We start from the raw sequence: 25738 nt of genomic DNA, 5'->3' as shown, positions 1-25738 counted from the left end.
TTATATAACATAATTATACAATATAGGAGCATATTCTACAATAGTTTCGACAATTTTCCTCCATTAAGCAAAGCCTTTTTAATGCTATCAAGCTTTTCAATCTCGTCTTTACTTACTTTACTTTGTATTTTATACAAATCCTTCATTTTTTTATAGTGTGCTTTCTCTTCTTTATCTTTAATCTTGTTTAAATCCATAGTACGATAACCCATTATCTTAACTATCTCATTATCTTCTCTAAGAGATTTAAACAAAGCTTTGAATTTCCACCAATGCAGATTCTCAATGTCTTGTAAGTCAATACCATATTGGTCTAAAAATGCAGAATAGATATAATCATCATCAAAATCAAAAGAATAAATTTGTGTACTCTTGCCTTTTCCGTTACTATTTACATTTGATGTAACTATATCTTTATCACATCTATAGAACCAAAGTAACTGTTCCATAGCTTTATTAATATTATCTGGGATCTTAGGATAATAAAGGCGTAGGGCTTGTTCTATTTTTTGTTTATCATCTAATTCATTATCAGACATCATCATTTCAAAAAGCATAGAAGTGCGAAAATCTGAATTTATATCAAATTCCACACCCTCTATTTCAATTTTTGTAGGCAAAATGTCAATAAGTATATTCATTACTTCTTGGTTCTACGATTAAGTCTGTTTGGTGAGTATTTATTAGTTAATTTTTCTAGTTCTTTTTTCTGTTCGTTGGTGTGCTCAATTAATTCTTCAAAAGATTTAAGACATAGCAGTATATTTGTTTTATTACCAAATATTTTTTTATCAGTGCCTTCTCCGAACATGGTGTTAAAACAATTAAATACTGCATTACATTGTTTTCTGATAGACGCCGACATAGATATACCCTCTGTTTCTTTAGCTTCTTCAGTAACCTTAATTAAAGCTTTTTCATATTTTTCGGCAGTTTCTAAATCAAAAATATCTAACTCTTCTAATTCTACATTATTAATTAACATTTAAATTCCTCCTTATGCAATTGAATTAAATCCTTCTGTAAATGTTTTTGTAGAAATATCAAAAGTACCTTCTATCGGGTCACTGATACCTAGCAAAGAACCACTAATTCCTAATTCTCCATCATTATCATCAAAGCTATCTACTTGAATTGCAACATTAAATTGTCTTGCTCTAAAACTCTCTTCCTCTCCAACGGATGGCTTGTCTAAGTCTACTATTAGATACTCTGTTTCTGTATCTACTCCCGTAAGTTGCATTTCACCAATTTTTCTAATATAATCTATTGCATTCTCTGACACAATTTGGTCAGCGTTGAATGAAGTAGACCATTCGTAGCCTGTAATGGATTGACTAGCACTAGATTGATTTATATATCTCTTAGAGGCTGTTTGTGCCGATGGACTTTCGTTAAGTTCTGTGAAACCTGTTCCTAATAGTTCAAAATCCTCTTTAACTTTTAAATAGTTTGCTTGTATTTTTCTTTTACGTATATCCATAATTAAATTCCTCCCTGTTTATTATAATATTTTAATCTGAGTTCTATTTGATATCTTGCTTTATCCACATCAACTTGAAAAGCATATCCAGGACTTAATACTTTAATTTCTGTAGCTTCACAATTAACCACCAATAAAGGAAAGTTTTCTATATTATTTTGCTCTTCAATCCAATTTGCAAAATTAAAGTAAAATCCACTATTAGATATATTTTGCAGAACATCAGCTCCATACGGCTCTCGACTGCAAAATATAAATTGAAATTGTCTGATACTATCACCATTTATATATTTTTTTACTACTGGATCCACAGGAACCTCTTCTATCGAATAAACAGTTGAATTTTCTTCTAGGTAATCAACATTTACTTTTACAAGTCCCGATATACCTTCAAACTCTTGTAGATAAGGACATTTCATTATAAAGTTTCTAACTGCCTCTACAATCATACGTGACCTCCTACAAAACTAGCGACAGTACTAACTATCCCAGTTCCTTTTGCACTCCACATGCGAGGAGCCCATTGCTTACCTCTTATTCCGCCCATTGATGTACCTTGTTTACCATTACCGGCATTTCCATAATATTGTTGTTTGGCATATGGAGCATTATAAGTTACATTAGTTGGATTAATTTGAACCATCATATCTTTCAGTCTACCAGTTAAAAATGGTGTATAGTTGTTCATTTGTTTTGCACATTCTTTAGTAAATTTAACCTGCGCTCCACCATTAGAATTTAAATATCTTTTCAATAGAATTTTTTGTGTAGCATCCATATTTATATGTATACCCATTACTTGCCTTCCACCTCCCAATGTCCGCTTAATTCTCTAGTTGACATTATATTTACTACATCATCAAAATTGTTTTCTAGGTCAGCAATGGAATTAGGTTTAACACCTGTAATTTCAAAATCAATTACACCTTTTACAACTTTATCTCCCATATCTAAAGTAAAATAATTCACTCTTTCATCATCAGATAAATTTCTAAACCTTTTAGGTGAAATATAATTATCTAATTTATCAATAATGATAAGGATGCTATCAGCTAATAGCAATCCTTTATCAGATACTGTTCCGTTTCGTTTCCCTTGCCAGTTTACACCCTTTATTACTGTTCTTTGGTACTTATCTATGTCGTCAATTACATCATAATACTTGTTGTACAAGGTTAGGTCTGCATTCTTAAAAAGCACCATCTTAATGCATCCTTATAAATGGTAAAGGTAACAACGCCCTCACATTGTCAGTTATAGTCCAGGCTTCTATATTGTTTTCAAAAGTTACACTTTGAACACCATCACTTTTGGATTTTATTCCTGTAGTTTTAATAGATTTAATAGCTAACGAGCTTTCCACTAATTCATCTATTGCGAGCTCAAACTCTTTCATCATATAATCATCTGAATATTTTAAATTACCATTAGCATTCAAATAATTTTTAACTGTAAGTATAGCTTTTCGTTGATCTCTTGTAAGGTCCATAAATACCTCCCTTTACATAAATAAAAAGAGAAAATTAATTCCCCTTTAAATTAAAGTGTTATTGTTGCTATTCCGAGTTCATCTGCATGTGGAAAACTTGGAATTGCAGTTGCTGCTGCTTTCGTAAATTCTGCGACAGGATCTACACTCGTATAAGTTCCTACAAAAACATTCCCAACCATGCTTGCAGTTTCCATGTTGCCATCACCAATAAGTTTTACTTCTTCTGCAGTTAATCCGTAGATTGTTTCGCCTAAAGTATCTGAACCAAACATAGATATAATGTTTTCCGGAAAATATCTTACTGTTGAGACCCCTGTAGCTGTTTCTATCTTGTATTTACCTTCGTTTACTAATAGAATAGGTAACTCAGATTGTGATAGTAAGTCGTTTAGTAATGATAAAGTTACAAGCTTATCTGAATTACTTCCAAGGATTGCTTTCTTAATTGAAGTACAAGCACAAATAGCCTTCATTATTTTTCTTGAAGTCATCGCTCTCGCTGGTCTACTTCCACATTCTGTTTCAACAGCTGAAGCTATTTTTTCTAAGTCAATAAGTGGTGTAGCAGTTGTTTGAGCACTCCAATTGAAAGGCAACTTGTTTCCGGCTGGAACTAAGTAGTCTATGGTAACCGCAACACCATTTTCATCTATTGCAACTTTTCCACTAGAAATAACTTCCATTCTCATAGCTTCAGCCCTTACTCTTATACTTTCTTCCATTTTCTCCGCATCCTTGTAAAGTTGAGCTAAAACAAACGATAACTCAGCATTTGAACGAGGATTCTGAATTTTGATTAGTTCCTTTTCAGTTATCTTAATTTGTCTTTTGATTAATGCTAAACTTTGAACACCTTTTTCAATAGCCTCTCTACTAGCTAATTGTGTTTTTGTGTCAAAAGCATGCACACTCGCGCTTACGGGTAAACCACCTGAACCTAATATCATATCAAATTCAATGTCTTGAATCTTTTTTTCTGGGAATAAAGCTTCACCTAACATTGGTGTAACTTGTCTTTCCTTGAAATAATTTATAATTTCGTTTGTGTTAAATACTTCTGCTAATTTTGGCATATTAATATTCCTCCTATTATCTAAATCTTATATTTGGTAAAGCTGCTTTAATTGCTGTAATTCCTTTTGTCGCAAAGCCATTTAATACTCTGTCTGATCTTAAGTAACCTTCAACTATTAGTGAACAAGGTTCATCACCATTTGTTACATCTACAGTTTTATATAGGATGCCAACTGGTACGGTAGATAATGTTTCTGAACCAGCAACACCAATTTGAGTAACTATTCTTCCATCAGCATCAATTAAGCTTCCGGTCGCAACGTATTTCCTTCCGTTTTCATCTGCTGTTATGTCCTCTGCTAGGACTGTACCGCTGAAACTAATTAGATTTGCTGGTGTAACTAATATTTCTAAGTCGCTTGTATAAATTTCTTTTTTAAAAGACATTTAATATTCCTCCTCTTATTTACTTGCCCAAGGGTCATTTGTAACAACCTTTGCGTCATTATTTTGCGCTGCCATTGAAGCACCAATTGAAACTTTTGCGCCATCCTTATCAGTTCCGCCAGGAACATAAGAACTAGCTTTAAGTCTTTCATTCATGCTCGTTTCAAGTCCTTTTGACCAATCCACTGCCAATACATCTAAATTAGCTTTTGTAGTATCTAGATCCTCACCTAGAAACTTATCAATAAATCCTGCTGGCAACTTCTTTTCAGCACCATACTTCATCGCCTCAGTAAGTAGATCCTTTCTAGCAGATGCTTTTTCCATTTGTTCTATTTTCTTTTCTTGCTCTAAAAATTTCTTTTGCATTGGATCTTTAACTAAGTCAGGATACTTAGCTGTTATATATGGCTCAAGTTCCTTTTCTAAGTTATTATCTTTCCAAGTTTTAAGGGCTTTAGTGTGATATTTATCATTTTCGCTTTCACCATAAGCTTTAAAATCTTTGTCTGTTTTCATTTTCTCTTTAAATGCATTCAATGTTAATCCACTTGCTGTAAATTGTGTTTCAATATCAGTTCCAACCAACAAAATATTAATATCTTCATCATCTTTTAAGGCCTTTATTTTTTCGATTAAATCTTTCTTTAACATATATTCCTCCTACCCCCTAGACTACATGTACTACCCTAGGACATAAATTTTTATTATTTTAATATAGTTACACCCCTTGTACACAAAATGCCCACAAGACGAGCTTAAACAGTTTAATGCCATATTAAGGGCACAATAAAAGCCTTAGTTTCCTAAGACTATAAATGATATTATTAAATTTATCTTTCTATATTATGTTAAAATACTATTGAAAGGAGCTGTTTAAAATGTTAGATAATAATTCTTTAATTGTATTAGCCTATCTTAAAAATCACTTCGCCAAAAGTGATAAGATGATAACCGCCTTAGATTTAAATATACCTGATTTAAGTACAAATGATATTGAGACTATACTAGAGACTCTTGACAGTAAAAGTCTAATAAATGTAACCGATAAAAATTATATCCGTATTTGTGTTACAGGCATGAACATTTAATTATTTTTGAAGGGGATTTTCATTAATCGCCTTCATTAATTTTTTTAAATTGCAACATGATTCTAGTAGTATCTTTCCATCAAGTTCTACATCTGCCCCAAATTTCATATTTATTTCGCATAGACCGTTGATACCGCCACCAATTAATTTGAAACTAATTTCAGTTACTGTCGATAATTCTTTATTATCTAATTTCATATCCCCAGTTCTAGTATTAAGTTTTAATAGGGGAATTGAATCCAAATTTATACCCGTGACTACAGTATACTTCTCTTGCATATCCTAACCCCTCCTTAATTATTCGACTATAGTATTAAATCCTCTGCATAATGGATGCAATAAACCTGGTGCATCTGCTAAATCATATATATATTCATTTATTGCGGCACATTCACTGCAAGTCCTTGAATCCATTTCTTCATTTCTCATAACTCTTTTTACGTTTGTTTCTCTGCAGAATTTCTTAAATGATTCATCTTCAACACGATTAATCTCCGTTTCAACAAGCCTCCGAGAATTATAAGCACTATTATTATATGTTTTTTCAATATTTCTTTTAATTTGGTTAACATTTATCTTACCTTTAAGAAAATCATTAATCTGTTTATGGAGGTGCTTGGCCACATCCGATTCATTAGTCCAAACCCTAGTGCTAAAATGTTTTCCTTTAAAGTTATTGCCTATAATTTCTTTAACATCTTTAAGTCCGACATTGTAACTATAAAAATTAAAGGTTTTATTTGCGGTGTCTGTTAACAATTCCTTTATAACTCTATTTTGAGTTATCCCTTGACCCTGTGCACCATCTATAACCATCTTAGACAACCTATTATACTCTTTCTTTTTATCTTGCTTAGAAAGCTTCATTAAGTCATTTAAAACGGTATATGTAAGCATGATAGTTGCTATTTGTTGTAATAATTTGTCCCTATTGTCTTTCTGTTCCCTGTATACTTCTTTTATCTGTTTATCAGCTTCGTTGTAAAGACTTTCAATAAAATCTAATTCCTCTTTATCACTATAACTACTCATCCGCAGTCACTTTATCTAAATCGAAGTCCGGCATTTCCTCATCCTGTTCTTTTTTAACTTTTTCTGCCTCAGTCACCTTATTGCTAATAAAACTAAATAACCCTCTTTGAGTATCTTTGGATATAAGACCCTCTGGTATCTGTGCTAACATTTGCGCTACTGCAAGATCATCTGTAGGAATATTAGGTGTATAAAGAGGAATAATATCTTTATAATCATAATTTTTGTTCTTTTTAAGGTTCAAATATTGGCATAAAAACATATTTCGGTTTTTAACTATATCTCTGTGTGCTTTTTCTTCAAGTTCACACTTATTCTCCAAAGCTATAAGCCTTGACCTCAACGCGATTCCGCTTAAATTACTAACCATGCCTTCATTATGATTGATATGGCAACTTATCTGATACATTGTATCTACGTATCTATCAAGTGTCCCTTTTATAAAAGAATCCTTAATATCTTTAGTCAGCCATGAAACATCTCCACCAACTGCAGGCATTTCAATTATTCCTTGTTCTTTCATCTTGGGAATATCTTCTTTTTGGAGTTTTGCACCCTTGAAAACCATATAAGCATTTCTAAAATCGCTTATTTCATTACTAGAATCGCTGAAATTTGTTTCAAGCGCGTCCTGAATGCCTTTTATATCCTTGTATAAGCTATCGTGATATTCTTCTAATGTCAATTTACCAACGGACACTGGAACACCCTTAAATATGTTTGTAGTGGGGCTAGCTATCTCATTGAACTTACTATCATAATGATAAATATAATTGTCTGTATAAATATCTATATATTGATTAATAGTATCAAAGTCATTTTTGAAAGTATGAATGAAAAATAGCACTTTGCCGCCAATATCTGTATAAGCATAGCCATTTGTGGGTTTTACTATCTTACTGCAAAAATCTGCATTTTCATCAAGATAATAAATTTCATATACCTTTGTAAACACTAATAAGTACTTCATTAAATCAGTTTCATGTAACTCGCTCCAATGAGCAGTATAATAATCAATATCCTTTATGATATCAGCGTTGTTACTCCTAGACTCATATGTTATATCATTCCCGACAGTATATGAAACCTCTTCTTTGATAAATTTTTTAATATAGTTTGTATTGACCTTTAAATTAGACCTTTCAGTTACAAATTTATACTTTCTCATTGCATCTGTGTCGCCTTTGTAGTAACGATACATATTTTCATACTCAAATTTGCATCCGTTGTATGTTCCATATATCTTTTTAACTAATGCCATGTGTTCAGGGTTATGTAAATTTAATCCATTGCTGTTTTTCCCAAATAACTTTTTAATTAAATCACTTAATTTCATTTGCTCACCTTCTTTTTAGACATAAAAATAACACCTATATAATAGATGCTAGAAAAACATTCTTTTATCGAGAATTGTTACTATTTGAATAACTTCAATGGTTTGTACGTCAATTGTAAATTGTGCCACGCAGTCAATAGCATCATCATGAACAGTAAATTTTTGACCACTGAAATCCAATATCTGTTCTGTGAATTTCTTATCTTCTTCATTGAATATTATTTGGCCTGTATTAACAGGGTCTATAATCGTAGCAATCTTTTCATCTTTATTAGTTTTCTGCATTTTGTTGATAAAAGTAATGTTTCTATTTTTTAATTCATCATCTTTTGCAATTAATTCTTGAAGCTTTAATATATCAGTACCCATATATAAGTTTTTTTCTATACTCACATGAGTAATATCTATATATTGCTTTAATAACACTATTATTTTGTTGCATAAGTCTGTAAAACTTAATTTAACTAATAAACCTTTTCTTATATATGTAAACCCATTAGCATCGCATACGGACCCTATTGCTAATGCACTATAATCCGATTTATCATTTGTACTTGAAGCAGGATCACAAATTAACATAGTTTTATCAAATATATGCTCCTCAATATCGGCTACACTTTGAGTTCTAACACTTTTGAACCACTTATTACCGACATTCTGACAATCACACATCAACTCTTGCATAAATGCTATTCTTTTACTAAAATATTTTTGAGCCAGTTTATCACATTCGTATTTCTCCCATATAGTTTCAAATATCATTTCTTGTTTATATTTTGTATAATATTCTTTAAGCATTATATCTTTATCTTCTTTATCAATTTTATCATTGAATAATAAAGTCTTGTAATGCTTCCACCTAGGGTGATTTTCAAAATAATCATCTATATTAAAATCTACAACTCGTCTATGGAATACTTTAAATGTTACGTCTTCTGAAACCGTATTAATAAAATCCGTACTAGATAAAGGTGTGCCTATTACTAGAAATTTACTAGCTGATTTAATTTTAATACCATTTCTAATAACTTCGGTATCTCCAACCTCTGCAATTTCTTTATAAAATTTATTTAATACCTTTTCTTTTGCTCCATCATTTAATACATCATCTTCACTGAGTACATCATCTAGGATTATACAAGCAGGTCTTACAATTCCATCTACCGAACCGTAAGTAGTACCTCTGACACTTGAGCCCCACGAGAACGCTTGTATCTTAGTATTATTAGTTAACTCTAATTCTTGTTTATTAACTGTGCGGTCTTTTTTATCAAATAGTTTACCGAAGGCTTTAACAATATAAGGATTTTCAAGCATCTTCTTTGTGTCAGCTATAAACTGTACAGCATCATTTTCCTTATTACCTATTACTATTGTATACCCACTCTTTTTATAAGCGTGTAGCCAACATGAGAGTGCTTTATTTATGATTGTAGATTTACTTACTCCACGAGGTAAAATAAATTCTTCCTTATCCCATAAATCTTCTACAAACATCTTTTGCAATTCATTCCAAACTTCCAAATGTACTGGTGCCAAATTTCTTGTTATATTATTTTCCTTAGGAACAAATGTATCTTGTAAAAAATATAAACAAAAATATTCTAAATCTCTCTTTCCAACTGACCATGCTAATCCTCGAAACCCAAATAAATTATTTATATTTTCATGCATTAATTCTTTTGCTCGTTTAACTGAATATAACTTTTTTAAATATTTAAATAATAATTTTCTATTTATCGTGGCTTCATCTATTTTAATCACCTTCGTTCTTTATATCTAAAACTATATTTGCAAGTTTCCATTTACCTACCGATTTTAAATCGAGTGGTACTTATTAAACCTTTGAGGGTAGAAAAATATAATAAAAAACTATAGGGTCAACTGCACAGCATTTCACAATTTCTATTTTAGAAGTGTACCCCTTTATCTTTTATAATAATAATTATTGTTTAATATTATAGTGCAATGTCGTGAAATAATGTTTTCACGACATTATTAAATCGATACTTTAGGTAGTCAAAACCTCACTCACATCAGTGATAGCCTTATTCGTTAATCTTAGGTTATCATTTTATATACTATAACAACGACATAATCAATGCATAAACCATAATATACAGTAGTTTTATGCACTAATCATGCTTTATGCATTACATTTCTGTATATTCATTACTGATATGTAGTAAACTGGCTCTTTTGTGATACTTTAGGCAGTCAAAACCTCACTCACATCAGTGATAGCCTTATTCGTTATCAGCGTCGCTTAACTCTTTATCTAATATATCTATTGTTACATTATCCTTAGTGCCTCTAACATCGTCTACAGATACCTTTGTCATGTTAGGCACTAACTTACTAAGCAATGATAACCTAGCATCTAGCCTTACCTTCTCGCTTTCCGCGTGCTCAGCTAGCCATACTATGCCATCCATGTTCTTTGGTCCATATGATGTAACCTTCTGTATTGTGGAAGAAATAAACTCCTGTTGACACTTGGCTACCTCAGCCTTAAACTCCTCCAACTCTATCCATTTATATATTGTATTTCTTGAAACCCCACTAAACTTAGCAATCTCAGTGATGTTGCCACCAGTTACCTTACATTCAATAGCCTTATATTGTCTTTCATCTAACATCTTCTATCCCCCCTTATGTGGTTAACACTCATCGTCTATAATTATTACTTTGTTAATCTCTTCATTTCATTATTCAATACTTTTAATTCTGACATTATATATCGCTTATTATTTAATATTATCAATTCAATCACTACTGATACTGTATATACTATAAACCCTATAGCCGCTTTGTTATAAGACAACAATATCATTGCTAACACATACATAAACATATTCATTCTTGTAATGTTTTTCTTGTACATATATCTTATTAAACGTCCCATTTCATCACTCCTAATTTATCCCAACTTCCACGCTAATTGCTTATTTACGACATTCTTTCTCATTTACATCAGTTCTTTCAGACATTAATATTTTTAAATCCTCTTGATCGTTGCTCAGTTCTTCTTCTTTTAGTATTACTTCTTTATACATCTCATGTATTCAACTCCTTTTAGATATAAAAAGCACATCAAAGGCGAGTATCCCTCAATGTGCTTTTTATTTAATATGTATTTGTATTCTTGCTTATTACTCACTATATAACTATATCACCTAATATTTGCTAAAACAAGAGACATAATTACGACACTATTAATTGATACGTTTTATTATTGAATAGTGAATTAACTCTATAAAAATATCGCACTATCCAAAACTGAATAATGCGATAAGTATTAAAAATCTTTATATAATTTTTTAACTGCGACTTTTTTAATCAGCCACGCTTGGCGTGATTTTCTACAATCTTTTCCCTCTATTAAAATATCCAATAATATAGCCTTTTCAATAGCTTTTCTTATTGTAGATGTATCCTTACCCAGTTTAAAGGCAACCTCTGAAACTGTAACCACCTCATTAATTGATTCAGCATCTACTCCACTTAGTTCAGCCAGTATCGCTTCCTTTATCTCAAAAAAGTCTGTATCGGCCTTTCTTCGAGCATTTAAAAACCATTCTCCATTTTGGGTAAACTGCATTACACCGTTTACCCCTGAATTACCTATAGTAGCAAAACTTATTTCAATATTTTCAAATTTAAGCCATATACAAAATTCATCGTAATTCATTATTTACCACCTATACTTTCAGTTCCAATACATTCACCATATGCGTACACATTTCTAGTAGTTGGCGCAATCTTTACAGTCGCTTTTCTCTTTTTCTCTACGTAATTTTCAGCCCATTTATCATCTCTTTCTTGCTCTTTCTTGCATTGTTTCTTAAATTCTATTTCCTCTTTTTCTTCTTCTTCATACTCTTGCTTTTTTAATTCAGCAATTGTTTCTTCTTTATTATCTTTCAAAAATATTAAATCCTCACTTGAAGGTCTTTTGCATAATTTTAATGCGTCTTTACCCTCTTGTCTTGTTAAACCTATATGGTATTTTTTAATTAGAATTTGAATGTTTGTCATATTGATACACCCCTTTTTTTATTATTACTCTCGACCTCGTGAATTACTATACCTTTATTATAATTCACGACCTCGTGAATGTCAAGGGTATATTAAAATATATTTCATACCGCATTATTCAGTTTTCAAAGAACGATTTTTCTATTTTTAGTTACTACACATTTTATTCAATCTATGTATTAACCTAATTTCTCTCTTTCCCTCTTATTCATCCTCTGTACTGTCCTCTCGCTCTTGTCAATCATTACCGCAATTTCGCTCCTTGAAAACTTACCTCTTAACATACTTACTTTAACATTTATGTCCTCTATATTATCCATACAATTGTCAATTGATTCTCTAATATTATAATATCTTTCTAGGTTGCTGTTCTGTAGCCTTAGCATAGCTTCTAAGCGTTCTAATTCCTCAATCAGTTTAGTCGTACCTTTACTTTCAAAAGTGTCCCTCTCCCCCATTATAGTGTCGTAATCATTATAGCTTGTACTTTTCTTCAATCCTTTCGGACCTTCTATTTGTCTTAAATAGCTTTCTATTTCTTCAATAGACTTTTCTAAATTAGCCTTTACTTCTTCCCCAGTTTTAATTAATAGTGTTAAATCAGAATAACTTGATACATTCTCAACTTTATAAGCCACTATTTAGCCCCCTTTACATTTTCTACTGCGTATATGTAATTATCTTCTATGTAAATCATACCTTTTAATTCTTTGACTAGCCTTATGCGTTCCTTAAATGACTTTATTGGATATATATTTATTACTGCTAACATATTATCTCCCCCATGCATTTTTCATTATTTCTAACTCTCTATTCGATATAGTTTCAATCCCTAACTCCTTGCATTCGCTTACTATTCCTTCTATAAGCACGCTCATTTCTTTACTGTTATAATCATGACTACCGAAGAAACACTGCATTTGCACTCCTTCTTGTCCATTTATAATGACCTTCCCTAGTTCTCTAACTGTCTTCCATTCGCTTTTTACCCTTTCGACTACGTTTTCTTTAACTACAACGTGTGTAAACACTCCATATCTGCTTAGTATCTGCAAATACAATTCATCCTTTGTAGTTTTAAGTACATCAGCCATTTTTGATAATAACACCCACATATAAGCGTTAGAATCCATTGACCTTTTTCGACGAAATTGCTTAATCTCCACATTTAATTCTTTACCTTTTGCTATAATTTCTTTTAAATCTTCTATATGTACATTTTCATCAGTATTTATTACGATTTCAACTTTTCTTGATTCGTTATACTGTAATCTAACACCGTTTGCCTTGAACTTCATATTGTTTCAACTAACATTATTACTAAAATTAAACCCCATAAACAACCAGGACTATGTAATAAATAACTTACCAGCCCTATAACTATGCAACCTATACTACCTACTATTGCTCTATTACTCATTCTCTTTACTCCTTTCCATCATTGCTGCAGCAAATCTATTTTTTATACGTTCTTTTCTTTCTTTGCTTATTTTTTCGACCTCCCAAGCCTTATCTAAGCACTTATATATCTCTGTATCTAATTCACTACACCATTTTATAAACTGTTCATCTGCTAACTTCTCCGCTAATTTATAAGCTATTTTATTAAATGTTTTCTTTGATTGCATTATCCTAATCCACTCCCTTTATATATAGTCATCCAATCATCAAGGGACATTGTAACTAGCCATTCTGACCTATCCTTTCTATGAAATACTGTAGGTAACTCTTCCTTGTTTGCATCTGCATTAGCTTGGCTGATTGCATTATATATATTTAATTTCTCAACTCTTTTACATTCGATATGTATTCCCTCTAATCCAACTACATCAGCATCGCCATTAGCACCACAATATTGTTGTCCTCGTCTAGTCTTGTAGCCATATTCTTTTAATTTACTAGATAATTCTCTTTCACCTCTTGCACCTTTTTGTTTGCTATTTGTCATTTTCTATACTCCTTCGCATCTCCATATAATTCTTTTGCTATTCTCTGATTGGTCCATCCTTTATTCCTTAATGCTTCTTTTGCTATATCTTCTAAACGTTCTCTATTTTCTTTATTAAAATGAACTCCTGTGCTACTATCTAAGTGATGTGCATAGCAAAGTGTGTAGACTGTTTCAGCCATTTCAAGACGTTTACGGTTGTACTTTCCAAATACATGATGTTGTTGGCACATTTGATTTCCAAAACACTTACCATTGTCGGTTGGGTACTCACAATACCCTTCCGACCTTTCATTGACTATTTTCCAAATTTTCTTATTCACATCAATAACCTGTTTCCTGTCTGCGTATGTTCTCGCGGTATTTGATTTCGTATGCTTCTTCGACTTCCCGTGGTGTAAACCCTAATGTATTTCCTACTGATAAGAAAAAATGCAATACATCCACATATTCTGAAATTACTCTTTCTTTACTTTCGCTAGGTTTTTTACTCCAATATTTAAACGACCTAGTTGCATTTGCTAATTCTGACACTTCGCAACTTAATGCTAATAGTCTATCTGTTAAAAAATCCTTACTATAGCACTCCCAACGCATCCTATTTGTAGACACATCAACTATGATTTCATCCAATACCCTTTGTTTTTGATATAATTCTCCTAATTCCATTGTTATTTCCCCCTCATGTTGCTTACTGTATACGTTTAACGTGTTGCCTATGCAACTATACCTTTCAAATTACATAGGCTTAAATAAGTGTTATTTCGTTATAACTTGGAATTGCGTACTAATAAGAAATAACAGATATTAATACAACTCCAATAAATATTATAGACAATATCCAAAACACTGTAGTTAATGCATATTTTAAGTTTTCTATAAAACTTTTTATCATTATTTCCTCCTTCGTATTTTTCTTGAAATGCGACTTATTTTGATTCTTTAGTGAGTTGTTTTAATATGTTATCAGTACATTGGTAGTTATCAGAAGTTTTACATAACCCCATTATTTCAAACTCGCAACCATCGCATTCATCAAAATTATTTAAATAAACTACCATTTCTTCTATAGTCATGTTTTTAATCTTTTCATATAAATTCATATTTTGAACTCCTCTCGCATTTTAATCAGATTATGCAGCTAAGTAATTGCTTAAATATACTTTCAAATATTGGTATTGGAATTGAATTACCGGATTGCCTATATAAAGTTCTTTTAGTATTAACTTTAGCAGCACTATAGTAATCCTCCTTTGAATATCCTTGTAATAACCAGCACTCTTTATCGGTTAAAAATCTGTATTTACTATTACCCAAATCAATTACTTGCGCCGGACACCTATCCTGTCTTTCGGTAATGGTATAACAATAATCTTTAATTACAGTTGCTCTTTTTATTCCTTTTTTGCCTATCGCTCCTAATATGCTAGGTTGAGTTACTGTATATTCTTCAGATACATCGTCTTCTAAAAAATCTGATATATTTCTCATAGGAACTGTTTCCAATGTTTGAAAGTTAAAGTATGTTCCATCCAAACAACTAATTGTAAATACTCTATTACGATTTTGAGGTAATCCAAAATCCATTGCATTTAAAACCTTATAACTATTGGTATATCCCAACTTCTCCATTTCGTCTAAATATCTATTGAAGTTATGCTTCATATGCTTACTTAGTACATTTTTTACATTTTCCCAAATAACTACGTTTGGTTTCCATTCTCCCATTTGTTTTATAATATTTATGGTTTCCCACATTAAACTACTTTCTGTTCCAGAACCTTCGTTTGCACCTTCTTGAAGCCCTGCTATTGAAAAACTCTGACAAGGCGATCCATGAATAAGAATATCAGGCTTAAGATTCCAACCAATTACTGATTGAGTTTTATTCGCTAACTCATTGCTAAATATAGCGTTATAACTTCTTACTGCCTTTTCATCTATCTCTACATAATCTATAGCTTTAACAGGTATATCCAAATTATTAAGTGCCTTTCTTGGACTTCCTATACCACCAAACAATTCTAATATCTGTATAATTTTTCTCACCTCATTTATTTCGTCATATTCTTGAAATGCGTACCAACTATTTTGGTTCAGTTCCTTTTACCTGTTTACTAAATCTATCTTGTAATACTCTAATTTCGTATAATAAGCTTTCTATTGTTTTATTTTTATATTCTTGTGATAGATTATATTTGCTTATATATTCATCAAGTGTGTGGTCTAAAGAACTTTTTATTAATTGCTTTTCCCTTAAATTTAATCTAAAAAATAAACTCTTAAAAATTCTCTTTATCATAATTTCTCCTTTCGCTATATAGTCAGACTATGTAATAACCTCATCGCTACCATTTTGCTAACGTCAGCAATAAGGTCTTTAATTTTTACTTTGACATTAATAATCCTACAGCTATTCCTACATAAGCTATAATCCAACCTACAAATCCTGCTAAACATATCTTTATAACATTTATTGCTATTAAAGTAGCTGTTAAAGTATGGGCATCATACCCATGTGCCAATGCCATTATTCCACCTACAAGCATCATCCATATTCCTATATAGCAAGCTAAAATTATTCCAGCTGCTATTATTCCAATTCCTAATATTAATTTAATCATTACTGTCACCTCGTATTGTTTGCTCCATTGAATTTTTCATTAATAATCACTCCTTAATATTCATTACACATTTTCAAGCTAATTTGTACTAACTAAAATGGTATATCTCCATCATCTATAGGTCTTATGTCGGGATTTGATGTAAATTCTGACCCTCTGCTATTCCTTTCTTCATCGCTTGGTTCATATTCTTTTTTACCACTTTCCAAGAAATTAATTTCATTTGCTATAACTTCAGTGACATATTTTCTAGTTCCGTCTTTAGCTTCATAATTTCTAGTCTGAATATATCCTGCTAAACTTATTAACTTTCCTTTAGTCATATAATTAGCTGTGGCTTCTGCTGTTTTGCCAAAACAAACTACTTGTATAAAATCAGCTTCGGGTTGTCCTTCTTTCTTAAAACGTCTATTAACCGCTATAGTAAATGTAGTTACTGCTGTTCCATTTCCTTTACCAAACTTTAAAATTGGGTCTGCTGTTAATCTTCCTACCAATGTACAATTATTCATATTAATCCCATCCTTTTAATTATTTTTTATCTTTATTTATTACTCGTAAATTTAAATTTACTAGCTTTTCTTCTCATATAAATTTCAATATCTTTTTCATTTTTCAGCATTTCTCGTTGTTTTCTTTCTTTTATATCTGCATACATTTGCAGTGCTTTTTCTTTATTTGTCATCGTTTCTTACCTCCTACACTTTTTTTAATAACATGTCCTGCAGACTTTCATTTTCTTTGTATGCTAAGAATTTTCGTATATCTTCCTCCGGCATCTTGACAGGTATACACATTTTTGTTAATCTGCTTTTTAGCCTTTCATCATGCTCCAATTCCTCTACTGCACAATTGCTTGTAAATATTGTTATCTTGTTATATTTCATTCTGTTATCCAATACACTAAATAGCATTTCATTGACCCAGTTCGTAGGCCTTTCAACTCCTATATCATCAATTATCAATATATTTACTTTATTTATAGAATCCACTAACTGGCTTTCACTGTATTTAGAATCTTTGTTATATGTATTTTTTATTTCTTTAAGCAGATCACTGCAAGTTATGAATTTTACTTGTTGTTTTAAGTTCCTAAGCAAAACATTCCCCAAACTTACTGCTAGTCTAGTTTTACCGCTGCCTTTAGTCTTCGAATAGAAGTATATTCCTTTACCTAATTCCTCAAATTTAGAGAAACTTTTAACATAATTTGCAACCATCGTTTTCGCATTTTGTGAAATTGCCTTAGAACCTTCTTTTTTATATAAATTAGTATTAAATGAATTTACGGTTAAACTCTCAAACTCTGCAGGTATATTTGCGAACCTCAATCTATCACTATATATTTTTTCTTCTCTACATTTGCAATACTGTACTTTGAATTCTCCCGTGCTTTCATTTAGCATTTGCATTAATCCGCTACCATCACATTTTTCATAGCAGCAACTAGAACTCACATTCAAAGTCTTCCACTGTATTCCCGAATTTTTCGATTGCTCTCCTAGCGAGCCTATCTCCTTCGCTTTCTGTGTTGTTTGGCTTTTTACTTTCTGCATTATTCGCTCTATACTTTCCACCGCTTCCTGCCTCCTGTTTTATTTGAAATATACCTTGGTAACAATTCATAATGCTTTGATTTAGTATGTTTATTTTGTCGCAATCAAATTCTGCTAAAGTATTTAGTTTTTTTAGCATCAGCTCTACTGCTCTATCTGTCATTGGTTTCTTAATTGTTTTGCGCATTTTGATAAATTCTTCTATTGCTAGTAATAATGCTGAATCGTTTGTATATGTATTGATGATTATTTCAATTTTAGTTAATTTAGGCTTCTTATTACTCTTATCTATATCTAGTTCTAATTCTTTATCTAGTTCTATATCTGTTGCGTTATTCACCGTTACTGTCACGTTATCCGTCACGTTACTTTCATTTATTTGTAGTTGTTTTTTCTTATTTCTTGAAGTTTGTTGTCTAGCTTTATTCTGTTCTCTAATTTTATCTAAGCCTTCTATGTTTTGATGTTTATCCCAGTTAGATATTAAAATAGCTTCATTATCTTCTACTTCAATCATTCCATAAGTTTCGAAAATCTTTAGCGATAACTGAACCATATTTAAATTTCTATTGAATACGGCTGCTAGCATTTCATTTGTATAAGGTATTCTATTGTTCATAACTAACATACCGCCTTGATTTGAACGTCCTGCCAGTGATAATAATTTGAACCATATAACCAATATTTCATCCCTTGCGGGCATTGTATCAATTATCTTTATCTTTTCATCATCAAATATATCTGTAGTTATTTTAATCCATTTAACTTCTGCCATAAATTATCACCTCTTTTCGGATTATCTTGGTATTGTGTAATTGAATTATATTTAAGATAATGTTATAATGATTGTAATATCAAGGTAAACAAGTTCCTGGTGGAAACCAATTCATTTCTCAACGATGATTATGCGGCGGGCTGCAATGGTGAACTATTTCCGGGTGGAAACCTTGATGTTTTTATTTTTTTTGTTCATCATATTCTTGTATTGCGTTACTATGTTATTGAGCATCTATATGAACTACGATAGCCTTAGTCCATTCTAAATTATCTACATAATGGTTTCCACGTTCTTCAATATCCATTAATATTCCATTATCCAATCCACTTAAATAATCATCAACAATTTCATCATAATCAGTTGATTTAAAGTAAATCCTTTCATCACACGTGTAATATTCGTCTAACTCTGCCCTTCCCCACTCTGCCAACCAGCAACTAAAATCATCACCACCAACACATTCTGTTGCAACCATAGGCATTATTTCAAGTGTTGGATTTTCCTCTATTAATTTCAATAATTCTAATATTCTAGTATTCATAATTTCCCCCTAATTTTTATTAATTTAAGTCGTACTTTGATCAAATTCTGAACTAACCTAACATCCTCTCTAATTCTTCCGCACTCCACTCGTCCTCTAGCTTTCTCCTGCCACGTTTTCTATGTACCCAAATATAATTATTAATTGTTCCGCTCGTTACGTTGTATCGCTTTGCTATAACCTTTAATGTTAGCCCTTCATTATATAATCTGTTAAATTCTTGTATTAATTTTACTGTTATTTTAGTTTTTCTACTCACTTTGACGTGGTTTCTAACTGTTTGGTAGCTTATATTTAATTTAGTTGCTATCTGTTTATATGTTAGTAATTCGTCATCATATAATTGGTTAATTTCTTTAATAACTTTTTCTGATAATTTGTTCACTAAAATCTCCCCCTGCCATTTACGTTGTCTTGATACATTCCTATAGTGTCGTTCAATTCATCGATTTCAATTTCTTGGTACAAAACCTTATCTTGTAATTGGAGGTAGGTTACTTTATGTAGCAACCTATCCAAAATATCAAATTGTTGTTCTAATTCTTCTCTACTTTTGCCGCCTAACATACTATTTTACCTCGTTGTTTGGCAAAGCTTTGAATCCGTCATATGCTAATTTTTTATCATCTTTTTTAATAAATTTAACTTCTGAAACATTATACTTTTTACAAATACTCGCTTCATTAAAGCCCTTGCTCTTAGCCATATCAACTAACATTTGAGTAGTAATACTATTAGAGTTAAACTCACTTTTCTTGTTATAAGTAGGTTCCTTTTTGTCTGCATCATCCTCGTCAGTAGGGAGTCCCAAAGTCTTTAACAAATAATATCTTTCGTTGTATGTAAGTGCAGTTCCGACCGCCTTGCTAATATCATCAGTTTGTTGTCCTAACGCTAACCATTCGGTGACCATTGTTTCTGTTGGTGCTTCTGCATTTATCCATGTATAAGTTAATTTAAAAGTTACTATAAAGTCCATGCTTTCCTTGCCTTTTGAAGTTACATAATTATGCTTTTCCCAGTGTACTGTTGAATAATCCACGCTTGGAATTAATAACAATTGCATTTCATCCATTTTAGATTTTATTTTGCTCAATATTTGACTTCCACTAACATAATCAAACCCGTAACTTTTACTATCTTTTGAAAACCCAGTAATAGATTTTCTAACTTCGACTATTTTCTGAAATAAATTTAATTTTTCCATTTTGCCCTCCTATTTTATATTAAATACTTCTCCAACTTCTTCTAGTGATAAGCCTTCTATGTTGCTTAATACCTCGCCTGTTAGTTTGTTTACTATCAACCCATTATCTATATCTAAATCATTTTTAAGTGCTGACCAATCAAGTGAAGGTGTATTCTTTATATAAGCTAATTGAGAATAATTAGAAACATATGCTAGTAATTTTTTATCATCATGTACTAACTTCAAACTCGGTTTTTTCATTACTAATTTACCACTTAATAGAGAATAACTTTCTTGTGTTTTAGTTGATTTTTTATCTACTGTTAAGAAAAATGCCCTTAACTGGTCTTTATTAAATTGGATTGCACCTTCTATGCCTTTATTCTTAATTTCTAGCTTGTCTGTTATAGCTTGTTTCTGTTGTGATGCAATTAGTTCATAACGTTTCTTTTCTTCCTCTAGTGACCTTATTTCACTAATTAAATTGTCTGCATCTGTATCGTTCATTTTATAATCCATCATTCTCCCGCCCTTTCATTTCTCTATTAAATTGTCTAGTTTGTAACATCTCACGTTCAATTTCTGCTAGTCTTTTCATTAATAGCTTTTTCTCTATGCTTAAATCCTTCAAATCTCTTTCATGTCGGTTTATTGCTTCATACTCGTATTGTTTTACTCCATCCATTTTGGTGCCTTTAGAGTTGCAATTTCGGCTCTTAATTCAATACAAGCTTCTTGCCATAATTTATTGTCGGTTTTTAGATTTTTATTAAGCGATATGAGCATATCTTTGCGTTTTTCCATGCTTAATAAATTTTTCTCTGTTTGTTCTAATGCGATGTTCAAATTGTTATTCTTCTCATGCATTCTGCTATTTTCTGCTCTTAGTTGGGTTATGTCTTCTATCAATTCATTATTGTTAAAGCTTAGTTGATAGTTGTGTTCCATTACTTGTGCTAGTTTTTCTTTAGCTTGTACATCTTCTTTAACTTCTTTAAAGTCCATTACGTAGTCATATAGACCGCCTAAATCCTCTACTATATTTTTTAATATCTGTGCTTCTGCCACTTCGCATTTAGTTTTATTTATTTTTCTCTCGTACCCGTTTATTGTTGCTGTTAAATATGCTATTACTTCACTTTTCATTATTGATTTCCCCCTAGGTTTTATTTGTGATATAATGTCGTTAGATAATTTTCTTTAGGTTGCTTTGCAGAGCAGCCCTTTTTTATTTATTCTTATTCCTTTTATAGCTTCCTTCACCGAAACACCTTCAAAATACAATCTCATAATTTCTTCTATATGTTCATTAATAATATTAGCGTTGGTATTAATAGCGCCGATTTCCATTCTTTATCACCTCTCTTTAAATCTCTTATAACGACTATTGACACAACTATAATGCTATAAATTGTTAAGACTAACTTGCCAGTAGGGGTCATTTCGTTATCACTCCTTAAATAAATTTATTTTTATTTGAACCTATTTATAAAATATATTTGACCTTTCCCTGTTATCTTGGGTGTCTTGGAGATACTAATATGTCCATCGCCGTGAACTATTGATGTTTCTTTTATTTCAAATAGCTTAAGCTCCATACTGCTTTGAGTTGGCATATTGTAATCTGTACCTTTTCTTTTAATTAAATAGCCTTCTTTCCTTAGTCTTTCAAATAGCCTATTCGCTCCTGTGTCAATGCCATTTTGTTTAAGTAGTTTTGCTAAGTCGCCAACCAAGATTGAAGTGTGCGAAGCTGAAACCGCATCAGCAAATACTACTTTGGGTTGTTGTATTGTTAATCGTTTTTCTTTTTCTGTATTTTCAAGTTTTAAATCTTCGATTCTTTTACTCGCAAATTCCAAAGCTCTTTTCATAATCATTTCTGGACTGTTCCATGCTTTTTCTACTTTAATAAAATACTGCCTAGCTACTTTGCTAAGTTTTTTAGTTTCCTCATTGGTTCTAGGTGCTACTCCTGCAACCATACAAATTTCTTTTGCTATGTCTAGAGTTAAAATATATTCGGTTAATGGTCTTCCACCTAGAATTGAGGTTTCCCCTTTTAAAAGGGAATACTCCTTTTCCTTCTCTGCTCCAATCATTTCAAGTTGTTTCTTAATCCAATCCGAAAAATCTTGTTGAACTTTTAAAAATCCATGTACATTTCTTGCATTCACTGTTACCTCGCCAGTTTCATTCTCGCTAACCGGAATTAGCTGTTCATCTTTAAAAATTTGTAAATTGTTCAATTCCTTTTCCTCCTTTTGTATTTTTAATCCCCTTATGGTAGAATTTTGTTGAAAGGGGGTGATATTTATGGATAAGAAAACTTGTCCTTTTATTCCGCATTCCAATAACGTTTGTAAAACGAATTGTGCTCTTTATCATGAAGGTAAATGTCTTTTAGCTGAAACCTTAAAGAAATTATCCCAATAAACACATCTTTAACTTAACCTTACATATTTCAAGTACTTCTACTGCTTGGGCGTATGTAAGGTTATTCCTTTTTAGGTTACTGATTATCTCGGAAGCAATTTGCTCTATTTTCTTTTCTTCTTCTTTGTTGAAACAAAATTCTTCATTCCCTCTTAATGAATACATGATTTCACATCCTTACCTTTTAAATTTATTGACTCTTCCGGAGCTTGTACACCATTGCGGTGTTGTATGGTTTAGAATTGTTTAGAATTGTTTGAAATACGTAGAACAATATTGATATGGTGTTTACTTTTTCATTTCTTTAGCTTGTTTTTCTAACATATCTTCAACTAAATATTTCATAAGTTTTCGTTTTGCTTCTGGTAGTTTTTCGGGATTTAATACTGTAATGGTCATCTTGTCACTTTTTCTGTATTTTTTTTAATTTCAGCAAGACATTTTTCAAGTTCTTTAATTAATTCTTCCAACGCTTTCACCCGCTTCCACAATTTCCGACATTTTGACATTGTAAAGTTTTGCCAATATGATTATTCTTTCGTCAGTCAAGTAACCTTCTCCCGCTTCTATTCTAGTTAAATGTCTATGAGATATTTTTAACTGTTTAGCCACGTGCCCCGGTTCTAATCCTTTACTACGCCTAAGTTGACTAAGTGTCATAACTTGTACCTCCTTTTGCATTTGTTTTGTCTGCTCCTTTATTATGTCTTAAATTAAGACAAAAGTAAAACATAAAAACACCCATATAACCTAATATATGTTTATTGCGCTAACATAGCTCACTCTCACTACCATCATCTTAATTTATGACACAAATACTCGAAATTAGTCTTAAAAAATGTCTTGTTATTAGACATTAAACGTTGTATTATGTCTATAAGGATGTGATACCAATGGAACTAAAGGAAAAAATTAAGAACTATAGAATAGAAAATAAACTTACGCAACAAAAATTGGCAGATAGATTGAATGTATCAAGGACTTTAATTGCCGAAACGGAAAGTGGTAAGATTAAAGGTACAGTTAAATTTTTATCTAAGCTTGCAGACTTGAGCGGTAAGACTATATCCTACTGGATGGATGTTGAAGTTGAGAAAAATTACAAAATTTATGAATCGCTAGATGTTTTGATAACTGCAATGATGGATAGTGGAATGATTAAAGAAGATAACAAAATTCCAGAAGATGCTAGCAAATTAATAAATGCAGTTTTAGAAAAAGAAGTTGCATTAAAAAGAAAAAACTCTAATAAAAGGAGATAAATATGAACATTGCAGTTTACACAAGAAAATCAATATACACAGAAAATAGTGAAAGTATTGATACTCAAATAAAACTTTGTAAGGAATACTTTAGGAATAAAAACAATGAATTTGAGATATTTGAAGATGAAGGTTTTAGCGGTAAAAACACAAAAAGACCCGCTTTTCAGCGAATGATGAAATTAATCAAACTGAATAAATACGATGCTTTAATATGTTATAGATTAGATAGAATAAGTAGGAACGTATTAGACTTTAGCACCACATTGGAAACTCTTAATAAGTATAATGTTAGTTTTATATCTTTAAGCGAACAATTCGACACTAGTACTCCGATGGGTAGAGCTATGGTGTATATATCCTCTGTTTTTGCACAACTGGAACGTGAAACTATTGCAGAAAGGGTAAAAGATAGCATGTTGGAACTTGCGAAGAAAGGATGCTGGACTGGTGGGCCTGCTCCTGGGGGATACCAAATTATAAAAGAAGACGGAAAAAGTTATTTAAAGCTAAATAATAAAGAGTTTATAAAAGATTGCTTTGAAACCTATCTAAAAGTCCAATCTTTATATGGAACACATAAAATATTAAAAGAAAAATATTCCGAAACTCCGAATCAGCGAGAGAATTTGAGAAGAATCTTAAGAAGTCCCATGTACGTTAAATCGAATTTATTAGTAAGCCAATATTTAAAACTAAATAACTGGAAAATCGAGGGTAAAGAAAATAGCAAAGGCTATCTATGCTACGGAGTAACAAAAGGAGATGCTATGGCTATTGTGAGCCGACATGAAGCTATAATAGAACATATTACATGGCTAAACGTACAAACTCTCTTAGATAGCAAAAGAGAGAGTTTCTTTAAGAAGGAAAGTAAGAACTATTGGTTATCTAGTATCTTAAAATGTCCATTTTGTGGTGCTGATTATGTAATTGCCAATAGTAGTGGAAATACTTATTACGTGTGTGGCAATAGATTGCGCCGGCTGAATAAAGCTGTCGAAAGATGCTCAAATAGTAAATATGTGAAAGCGGAATACATTGAAAATGAAATTGAAAACTATCTTGATAATATAAAAACTAAAGAAGATTTTATAAAAGAATGCAATGTATTAGATAACCCCCTTAATATTGGTTTTAAAACACTTGAAAAAGAATGGGCAACTAATACTCGAAAAATAAAAAATCTTGCAGAGCAACTGGAAGACATGACAAAAGAAGCTAGTAAGCCTCTACGAAACAGAATAGAGGAACTAACTTCTAAAAATATAAAATTGACCAATGAAATCCAAGAAATAAAATTAAGAGCACTAGAAGATAGACCCAAAGAAAACAACACTTTTTCTAATATTGATAGCTTTAAAAATACTAAAACTAACATGGATAAAAGAATAATCGTTAAGAATATATTTAAATCAATTACTTATAACCCTCTAACTGACCACTCAGACATAGTGTTTATATAGTATCG

The 25738-nt window shown here is 31.4% G+C and carries 48 protein-coding genes; 3 read left to right on the top strand and 45 right to left on the bottom strand.

Annotated elements, in window-relative coordinates:
• Positions 1-35: 35 nt before the first annotated feature.
• From ACWJKP_RS06845 to ACWJKP_RS06800, 10 genes are read right to left on the bottom strand one after another with little or no spacing between them, the layout of a single operon-like run.
• Positions 36-641: a bacteriophage Gp15 family protein gene (locus tag ACWJKP_RS06845; RefSeq protein ID WP_165411909.1), complete on the bottom strand. Its 606-nt coding sequence runs from the start codon at positions 639-641 to the stop codon at positions 36-38.
• Complete coding sequence (locus ACWJKP_RS06840; protein WP_165411910.1) at positions 641-985, bottom strand: DUF6673 family protein; 345 nt, start codon at positions 983-985, stop codon at positions 641-643. The genes ACWJKP_RS06845 and ACWJKP_RS06840 overlap by 1 nt, the downstream gene beginning before the upstream one ends.
• Before the next feature lie 12 nt (positions 986-997).
• Entirely contained in the window at positions 998-1483 is a 486-nt protein-coding gene (locus ACWJKP_RS06835; RefSeq protein WP_165411911.1) for a hypothetical protein, read from the bottom strand.
• A 2-nt stretch (positions 1484-1485) separates the two neighbouring features.
• Entirely contained in the window at positions 1486-1932 is a 447-nt protein-coding gene (locus ACWJKP_RS06830) for a chloramphenicol resistance protein (RefSeq protein ID WP_165411912.1), read from the bottom strand.
• The gene (locus tag ACWJKP_RS06825; protein WP_165411913.1) at positions 1929-2279 is read right to left on the bottom strand and encodes a minor capsid protein; all 351 of its coding nucleotides are present in this window, start codon (positions 2277-2279) and stop codon (positions 1929-1931) included. Before ACWJKP_RS06825 ends, ACWJKP_RS06830 begins: the two co-directional genes overlap by 4 nt.
• Complete coding sequence (locus ACWJKP_RS06820; protein ID WP_165411914.1) at positions 2279-2686, bottom strand: DUF6751 family protein; 408 nt, start codon at positions 2684-2686, stop codon at positions 2279-2281. Before ACWJKP_RS06820 ends, ACWJKP_RS06825 begins: the two co-directional genes overlap by 1 nt.
• 1 nt (position 2687) lies before the next feature.
• Positions 2688-2972, bottom strand: a complete 285-nt coding sequence (locus ACWJKP_RS06815; protein WP_165411915.1) for a hypothetical protein — start codon at positions 2970-2972, stop codon at positions 2688-2690.
• A 50-nt stretch (positions 2973-3022) separates the two neighbouring features.
• Complete coding sequence (locus ACWJKP_RS06810; RefSeq protein ID WP_165411916.1) at positions 3023-4048, bottom strand: major capsid protein; 1026 nt, start codon at positions 4046-4048, stop codon at positions 3023-3025.
• Between the two features lie 16 nt (positions 4049-4064).
• Entirely contained in the window at positions 4065-4436 is a 372-nt protein-coding gene (locus ACWJKP_RS06805) for a hypothetical protein (protein ID WP_187351396.1), read from the bottom strand.
• Between the two features lie 15 nt (positions 4437-4451).
• Entirely contained in the window at positions 4452-5090 is a 639-nt protein-coding gene (locus ACWJKP_RS06800) for a DUF4355 domain-containing protein (RefSeq protein ID WP_165411917.1), read from the bottom strand.
• Between the two features lie 227 nt (positions 5091-5317).
• On the opposite strand from ACWJKP_RS06800, the gene ACWJKP_RS06795 reads away from it, so the two are divergent.
• Positions 5318-5527, top strand: coding sequence for a hypothetical protein (locus tag ACWJKP_RS06795; RefSeq protein ID WP_165411918.1), 210 nt, complete (start codon positions 5318-5320; stop codon positions 5525-5527).
• Here ACWJKP_RS06795 and ACWJKP_RS06790 read toward each other — a convergent pair whose 3' ends face one another.
• From ACWJKP_RS06790 to ACWJKP_RS06620, 35 genes are all read right to left on the bottom strand, one after another.
• Positions 5528-5806, bottom strand: coding sequence for a hypothetical protein (locus ACWJKP_RS06790; protein WP_165411919.1), 279 nt, complete (start codon positions 5804-5806; stop codon positions 5528-5530).
• 18 nt (positions 5807-5824) lie between these two features.
• A complete protein-coding gene (locus ACWJKP_RS06785) occupies positions 5825-6559 on the bottom strand; it encodes a structural protein (RefSeq protein WP_165411920.1) in 735 nt (244 codons plus the stop codon).
• On the bottom strand, positions 6552-7895 hold the full coding sequence (locus ACWJKP_RS06780) for a phage portal protein (RefSeq protein WP_165411921.1): 1344 nt from the start codon (positions 7893-7895) through the stop codon (positions 6552-6554). Before ACWJKP_RS06780 ends, ACWJKP_RS06785 begins: the two co-directional genes overlap by 8 nt.
• A gap of 48 nt (positions 7896-7943) precedes the next feature.
• The gene (locus ACWJKP_RS06775; RefSeq protein WP_165411922.1) at positions 7944-9659 is read right to left on the bottom strand and encodes a hypothetical protein; all 1716 of its coding nucleotides are present in this window, start codon (positions 9657-9659) and stop codon (positions 7944-7946) included.
• 482 nt (positions 9660-10141) lie between these two features.
• On the bottom strand, positions 10142-10534 hold the full coding sequence (locus ACWJKP_RS06770; protein WP_165411923.1) for an IS630 transposase-related protein: 393 nt from the start codon (positions 10532-10534) through the stop codon (positions 10142-10144).
• 44 nt (positions 10535-10578) lie between these two features.
• Positions 10579-10800: a hypothetical protein gene (locus tag ACWJKP_RS06765; RefSeq protein WP_462961468.1), complete on the bottom strand. Its 222-nt coding sequence runs from the start codon at positions 10798-10800 to the stop codon at positions 10579-10581.
• Between the two features lie 393 nt (positions 10801-11193).
• Positions 11194-11586, bottom strand: a complete 393-nt coding sequence (locus tag ACWJKP_RS06760; RefSeq protein ID WP_462961467.1) for a hypothetical protein — start codon at positions 11584-11586, stop codon at positions 11194-11196.
• A complete protein-coding gene (locus tag ACWJKP_RS06755; protein ID WP_462961466.1) occupies positions 11586-11933 on the bottom strand; it encodes a hypothetical protein in 348 nt (115 codons plus the stop codon). Before ACWJKP_RS06755 ends, ACWJKP_RS06760 begins: the two co-directional genes overlap by 1 nt.
• A gap of 179 nt (positions 11934-12112) precedes the next feature.
• On the bottom strand, positions 12113-12571 hold the full coding sequence (locus tag ACWJKP_RS06750; protein ID WP_462961465.1) for a hypothetical protein: 459 nt from the start codon (positions 12569-12571) through the stop codon (positions 12113-12115).
• Positions 12571-12705, bottom strand: coding sequence for a hypothetical protein (locus tag ACWJKP_RS06745; RefSeq protein ID WP_462961464.1), 135 nt, complete (start codon positions 12703-12705; stop codon positions 12571-12573). Before ACWJKP_RS06745 ends, ACWJKP_RS06750 begins: the two co-directional genes overlap by 1 nt.
• A 1-nt stretch (position 12706) precedes the next feature.
• The gene (locus tag ACWJKP_RS06740) at positions 12707-13231 is read right to left on the bottom strand and encodes a hypothetical protein (protein WP_462961463.1); all 525 of its coding nucleotides are present in this window, start codon (positions 13229-13231) and stop codon (positions 12707-12709) included.
• Positions 13228-13353, bottom strand: coding sequence for a hypothetical protein (locus tag ACWJKP_RS06735; protein WP_263492384.1), 126 nt, complete (start codon positions 13351-13353; stop codon positions 13228-13230). The genes ACWJKP_RS06740 and ACWJKP_RS06735 overlap by 4 nt, the downstream gene beginning before the upstream one ends.
• Positions 13346-13561, bottom strand: coding sequence for a hypothetical protein (locus ACWJKP_RS06730; RefSeq protein ID WP_165411927.1), 216 nt, complete (start codon positions 13559-13561; stop codon positions 13346-13348). The genes ACWJKP_RS06735 and ACWJKP_RS06730 overlap by 8 nt, the downstream gene beginning before the upstream one ends.
• On the bottom strand, positions 13561-13881 hold the full coding sequence (locus tag ACWJKP_RS06725) for a putative PDDEXK endonuclease (RefSeq protein ID WP_165411928.1): 321 nt from the start codon (positions 13879-13881) through the stop codon (positions 13561-13563). Before ACWJKP_RS06725 ends, ACWJKP_RS06730 begins: the two co-directional genes overlap by 1 nt.
• Positions 13878-14204: a hypothetical protein gene (locus tag ACWJKP_RS06720; protein WP_165411929.1), complete on the bottom strand. Its 327-nt coding sequence runs from the start codon at positions 14202-14204 to the stop codon at positions 13878-13880. The genes ACWJKP_RS06725 and ACWJKP_RS06720 overlap by 4 nt, the downstream gene beginning before the upstream one ends.
• Before the next feature lies 1 nt (position 14205).
• Complete coding sequence (locus ACWJKP_RS06715; protein ID WP_165411930.1) at positions 14206-14550, bottom strand: dUTPase; 345 nt, start codon at positions 14548-14550, stop codon at positions 14206-14208.
• Positions 14551-14810: 260 nt separating this feature from the next.
• Positions 14811-14984, bottom strand: coding sequence for a hypothetical protein (locus ACWJKP_RS06710; RefSeq protein ID WP_462961462.1), 174 nt, complete (start codon positions 14982-14984; stop codon positions 14811-14813).
• Between the two features lie 25 nt (positions 14985-15009).
• Positions 15010-15930 carry a DNA cytosine methyltransferase gene (locus ACWJKP_RS06705; protein ID WP_411955885.1) on the bottom strand — a complete coding sequence of 307 codons (921 nt, stop codon included), beginning with the start codon at positions 15928-15930 and terminating at the stop codon, positions 15010-15012.
• Positions 15931-15967: 37 nt separating this feature from the next.
• Entirely contained in the window at positions 15968-16183 is a 216-nt protein-coding gene (locus ACWJKP_RS06700) for a hypothetical protein (protein WP_165411933.1), read from the bottom strand.
• Positions 16184-16268: 85 nt separating this feature from the next.
• Positions 16269-16505, bottom strand: a complete 237-nt coding sequence (locus tag ACWJKP_RS06695; protein WP_165411934.1) for a hypothetical protein — start codon at positions 16503-16505, stop codon at positions 16269-16271.
• Between the two features lie 92 nt (positions 16506-16597).
• Entirely contained in the window at positions 16598-17017 is a 420-nt protein-coding gene (locus tag ACWJKP_RS06690; RefSeq protein WP_462961461.1) for a single-stranded DNA-binding protein, read from the bottom strand.
• Between the two features lie 32 nt (positions 17018-17049).
• Positions 17050-17190, bottom strand: coding sequence for a hypothetical protein (locus ACWJKP_RS06685; RefSeq protein ID WP_462961460.1), 141 nt, complete (start codon positions 17188-17190; stop codon positions 17050-17052).
• A 13-nt stretch (positions 17191-17203) separates the two neighbouring features.
• Entirely contained in the window at positions 17204-17962 is a 759-nt protein-coding gene (locus ACWJKP_RS06680) for an ATP-binding protein (RefSeq protein WP_462961679.1), read from the bottom strand.
• Entirely contained in the window at positions 17952-18836 is an 885-nt protein-coding gene (locus ACWJKP_RS06675) for a phage replisome organizer N-terminal domain-containing protein (protein ID WP_165411938.1), read from the bottom strand. Before ACWJKP_RS06675 ends, ACWJKP_RS06680 begins: the two co-directional genes overlap by 11 nt.
• Before the next feature lie 223 nt (positions 18837-19059).
• A complete protein-coding gene (locus ACWJKP_RS06670) occupies positions 19060-19380 on the bottom strand; it encodes a hypothetical protein (protein WP_462961459.1) in 321 nt (106 codons plus the stop codon).
• A 52-nt stretch (positions 19381-19432) separates the two neighbouring features.
• Entirely contained in the window at positions 19433-19765 is a 333-nt protein-coding gene (locus tag ACWJKP_RS06665; RefSeq protein WP_165411941.1) for a helix-turn-helix transcriptional regulator, read from the bottom strand.
• Positions 19765-19947 carry a hypothetical protein gene (locus tag ACWJKP_RS06660; RefSeq protein ID WP_165411942.1) on the bottom strand — a complete coding sequence of 61 codons (183 nt, stop codon included), beginning with the start codon at positions 19945-19947 and terminating at the stop codon, positions 19765-19767. The genes ACWJKP_RS06665 and ACWJKP_RS06660 overlap by 1 nt, the downstream gene beginning before the upstream one ends.
• A gap of 1 nt (position 19948) precedes the next feature.
• Positions 19949-20587 carry an ERF family protein gene (locus ACWJKP_RS06655; protein ID WP_165411943.1) on the bottom strand — a complete coding sequence of 213 codons (639 nt, stop codon included), beginning with the start codon at positions 20585-20587 and terminating at the stop codon, positions 19949-19951.
• A gap of 9 nt (positions 20588-20596) precedes the next feature.
• Positions 20597-21091, bottom strand: coding sequence for a host-nuclease inhibitor Gam family protein (locus tag ACWJKP_RS06650; RefSeq protein WP_165411944.1), 495 nt, complete (start codon positions 21089-21091; stop codon positions 20597-20599).
• Entirely contained in the window at positions 21078-21254 is a 177-nt protein-coding gene (locus tag ACWJKP_RS06645) for a flavodoxin (protein WP_462961458.1), read from the bottom strand. The genes ACWJKP_RS06650 and ACWJKP_RS06645 overlap by 14 nt, the downstream gene beginning before the upstream one ends.
• On the bottom strand, positions 21242-21715 hold the full coding sequence (locus tag ACWJKP_RS06640; protein ID WP_462961457.1) for a hypothetical protein: 474 nt from the start codon (positions 21713-21715) through the stop codon (positions 21242-21244). The genes ACWJKP_RS06645 and ACWJKP_RS06640 overlap by 13 nt, the downstream gene beginning before the upstream one ends.
• Before the next feature lie 54 nt (positions 21716-21769).
• On the bottom strand, positions 21770-21919 hold the full coding sequence (locus tag ACWJKP_RS06635) for a hypothetical protein (RefSeq protein WP_462961456.1): 150 nt from the start codon (positions 21917-21919) through the stop codon (positions 21770-21772).
• 122 nt (positions 21920-22041) lie between these two features.
• Complete coding sequence (locus ACWJKP_RS06630; RefSeq protein ID WP_165411948.1) at positions 22042-22818, bottom strand: phage antirepressor KilAC domain-containing protein; 777 nt, start codon at positions 22816-22818, stop codon at positions 22042-22044.
• A 175-nt stretch (positions 22819-22993) separates the two neighbouring features.
• Positions 22994-23170, bottom strand: a complete 177-nt coding sequence (locus ACWJKP_RS06625; RefSeq protein ID WP_165411949.1) for a hypothetical protein — start codon at positions 23168-23170, stop codon at positions 22994-22996.
• 288 nt (positions 23171-23458) lie between these two features.
• The gene (locus tag ACWJKP_RS06620) at positions 23459-23665 is read right to left on the bottom strand and encodes a helix-turn-helix domain-containing protein (protein WP_224579001.1); all 207 of its coding nucleotides are present in this window, start codon (positions 23663-23665) and stop codon (positions 23459-23461) included.
• 233 nt (positions 23666-23898) lie between these two features.
• Here ACWJKP_RS06620 and ACWJKP_RS06615 point away from each other — a divergent pair, with 233 nt between their 5' ends.
• Both ACWJKP_RS06615 and ACWJKP_RS06610 read left to right on the top strand, forming a co-directional pair.
• The gene (locus ACWJKP_RS06615) at positions 23899-24267 is read left to right on the top strand and encodes a helix-turn-helix transcriptional regulator (protein WP_165411951.1); all 369 of its coding nucleotides are present in this window, start codon (positions 23899-23901) and stop codon (positions 24265-24267) included.
• Between the two features lie 2 nt (positions 24268-24269).
• Positions 24270-25733 (top strand): recombinase family protein, encoded by a 1464-nt coding sequence (locus ACWJKP_RS06610; RefSeq protein WP_165411952.1) that lies wholly within the window; start codon positions 24270-24272, stop codon positions 25731-25733.
• Positions 25734-25738 lie beyond the last annotated feature (5 nt).

The organism is Clostridium sp. CM037 (assembly GCF_055081095.1).
Note: the sequence above shows the minus strand (reverse complement) of the source record. Positions and strands in the feature narration are given on the sequence as shown.

Bases quoted from the DNA above. Each gene is read 5' to 3' on its own strand.
- ACWJKP_RS06845 (WP_165411909.1), bottom strand. From the start codon at position 641: ATGAATATACTTATTGACATTTTGCCTACAAAAATTGAAATAGAGGGT.
- ACWJKP_RS06840 (WP_165411910.1), bottom strand. From the start codon at position 985: ATGTTAATTAATAATGTAGAATTAGAAGAGTTAGATATTTTTGATTTA.
- ACWJKP_RS06835 (WP_165411911.1), bottom strand. From the start codon at position 1,483: ATGGATATACGTAAAAGAAAAATACAAGCAAACTATTTAAAAGTTAAA.
- ACWJKP_RS06830 (WP_165411912.1), bottom strand. From the start codon at position 1,932: ATGATTGTAGAGGCAGTTAGAAACTTTATAATGAAATGTCCTTATCTA.
- ACWJKP_RS06825 (WP_165411913.1), bottom strand. From the start codon at position 2,279: ATGGGTATACATATAAATATGGATGCTACACAAAAAATTCTATTGAAA.
- ACWJKP_RS06820 (WP_165411914.1), bottom strand. From the start codon at position 2,686: ATGGTGCTTTTTAAGAATGCAGACCTAACCTTGTACAACAAGTATTAT.
- ACWJKP_RS06815 (WP_165411915.1), bottom strand. From the start codon at position 2,972: ATGGACCTTACAAGAGATCAACGAAAAGCTATACTTACAGTTAAAAAT.
- ACWJKP_RS06810 (WP_165411916.1), bottom strand. From the start codon at position 4,048: ATGCCAAAATTAGCAGAAGTATTTAACACAAACGAAATTATAAATTAT.
- ACWJKP_RS06805 (WP_187351396.1), bottom strand. From the start codon at position 4,436: ATGTCTTTTAAAAAAGAAATTTATACAAGCGACTTAGAAATATTAGTT.
- ACWJKP_RS06800 (WP_165411917.1), bottom strand. From the start codon at position 5,090: ATGTTAAAGAAAGATTTAATCGAAAAAATAAAGGCCTTAAAAGATGAT.
- ACWJKP_RS06795 (WP_165411918.1), top strand. From the start codon at position 5,318: ATGTTAGATAATAATTCTTTAATTGTATTAGCCTATCTTAAAAATCAC.
- ACWJKP_RS06790 (WP_165411919.1), bottom strand. From the start codon at position 5,806: ATGCAAGAGAAGTATACTGTAGTCACGGGTATAAATTTGGATTCAATT.
- ACWJKP_RS06785 (WP_165411920.1), bottom strand. From the start codon at position 6,559: ATGAGTAGTTATAGTGATAAAGAGGAATTAGATTTTATTGAAAGTCTT.
- ACWJKP_RS06780 (WP_165411921.1), bottom strand. From the start codon at position 7,895: ATGAAATTAAGTGATTTAATTAAAAAGTTATTTGGGAAAAACAGCAAT.
- ACWJKP_RS06770 (WP_165411923.1), bottom strand. From the start codon at position 10,534: ATGTTAGATGAAAGACAATATAAGGCTATTGAATGTAAGGTAACTGGT.
- ACWJKP_RS06765 (WP_462961468.1), bottom strand. From the start codon at position 10,800: ATGGGACGTTTAATAAGATATATGTACAAGAAAAACATTACAAGAATG.
- ACWJKP_RS06760 (WP_462961467.1), bottom strand. From the start codon at position 11,586: ATGAATTACGATGAATTTTGTATATGGCTTAAATTTGAAAATATTGAA.
- ACWJKP_RS06755 (WP_462961466.1), bottom strand. From the start codon at position 11,933: ATGACAAACATTCAAATTCTAATTAAAAAATACCATATAGGTTTAACA.
- ACWJKP_RS06745 (WP_462961464.1), bottom strand. From the start codon at position 12,705: ATGTTAGCAGTAATAAATATATATCCAATAAAGTCATTTAAGGAACGC.
- ACWJKP_RS06740 (WP_462961463.1), bottom strand. From the start codon at position 13,231: ATGAAGTTCAAGGCAAACGGTGTTAGATTACAGTATAACGAATCAAGA.
- ACWJKP_RS06735 (WP_263492384.1), bottom strand. From the start codon at position 13,353: ATGAGTAATAGAGCAATAGTAGGTAGTATAGGTTGCATAGTTATAGGG.
- ACWJKP_RS06730 (WP_165411927.1), bottom strand. From the start codon at position 13,561: ATGCAATCAAAGAAAACATTTAATAAAATAGCTTATAAATTAGCGGAG.
- ACWJKP_RS06725 (WP_165411928.1), bottom strand. From the start codon at position 13,881: ATGACAAATAGCAAACAAAAAGGTGCAAGAGGTGAAAGAGAATTATCT.
- ACWJKP_RS06715 (WP_165411930.1), bottom strand. From the start codon at position 14,550: ATGGAATTAGGAGAATTATATCAAAAACAAAGGGTATTGGATGAAATC.
- ACWJKP_RS06710 (WP_462961462.1), bottom strand. From the start codon at position 14,984: ATGAATTTATATGAAAAGATTAAAAACATGACTATAGAAGAAATGGTA.
- ACWJKP_RS06700 (WP_165411933.1), bottom strand. From the start codon at position 16,183: ATGATAAAGAGAATTTTTAAGAGTTTATTTTTTAGATTAAATTTAAGG.
- ACWJKP_RS06695 (WP_165411934.1), bottom strand. From the start codon at position 16,505: ATGATTAAATTAATATTAGGAATTGGAATAATAGCAGCTGGAATAATT.
- ACWJKP_RS06690 (WP_462961461.1), bottom strand. From the start codon at position 17,017: ATGAATAATTGTACATTGGTAGGAAGATTAACAGCAGACCCAATTTTA.
- ACWJKP_RS06685 (WP_462961460.1), bottom strand. From the start codon at position 17,190: ATGACAAATAAAGAAAAAGCACTGCAAATGTATGCAGATATAAAAGAA.
- ACWJKP_RS06675 (WP_165411938.1), bottom strand. From the start codon at position 18,836: ATGGCAGAAGTTAAATGGATTAAAATAACTACAGATATATTTGATGAT.
- ACWJKP_RS06670 (WP_462961459.1), bottom strand. From the start codon at position 19,380: ATGAATACTAGAATATTAGAATTATTGAAATTAATAGAGGAAAATCCA.
- ACWJKP_RS06660 (WP_165411942.1), bottom strand. From the start codon at position 19,947: ATGTTAGGCGGCAAAAGTAGAGAAGAATTAGAACAACAATTTGATATT.
- ACWJKP_RS06655 (WP_165411943.1), bottom strand. From the start codon at position 20,587: ATGGAAAAATTAAATTTATTTCAGAAAATAGTCGAAGTTAGAAAATCT.
- ACWJKP_RS06650 (WP_165411944.1), bottom strand. From the start codon at position 21,091: ATGATGGATTATAAAATGAACGATACAGATGCAGACAATTTAATTAGT.
- ACWJKP_RS06645 (WP_462961458.1), bottom strand. From the start codon at position 21,254: ATGGATGGAGTAAAACAATACGAGTATGAAGCAATAAACCGACATGAA.
- ACWJKP_RS06640 (WP_462961457.1), bottom strand. From the start codon at position 21,715: ATGAAAAGTGAAGTAATAGCATATTTAACAGCAACAATAAACGGGTAC.
- ACWJKP_RS06635 (WP_462961456.1), bottom strand. From the start codon at position 21,919: ATGGAAATCGGCGCTATTAATACCAACGCTAATATTATTAATGAACAT.
- ACWJKP_RS06625 (WP_165411949.1), bottom strand. From the start codon at position 23,170: ATGTATTCATTAAGAGGGAATGAAGAATTTTGTTTCAACAAAGAAGAA.
- ACWJKP_RS06620 (WP_224579001.1), bottom strand. From the start codon at position 23,665: ATGACACTTAGTCAACTTAGGCGTAGTAAAGGATTAGAACCGGGGCAC.
- ACWJKP_RS06615 (WP_165411951.1), top strand. From the start codon at position 23,899: ATGGAACTAAAGGAAAAAATTAAGAACTATAGAATAGAAAATAAACTT.
- ACWJKP_RS06610 (WP_165411952.1), top strand. From the start codon at position 24,270: ATGAACATTGCAGTTTACACAAGAAAATCAATATACACAGAAAATAGT.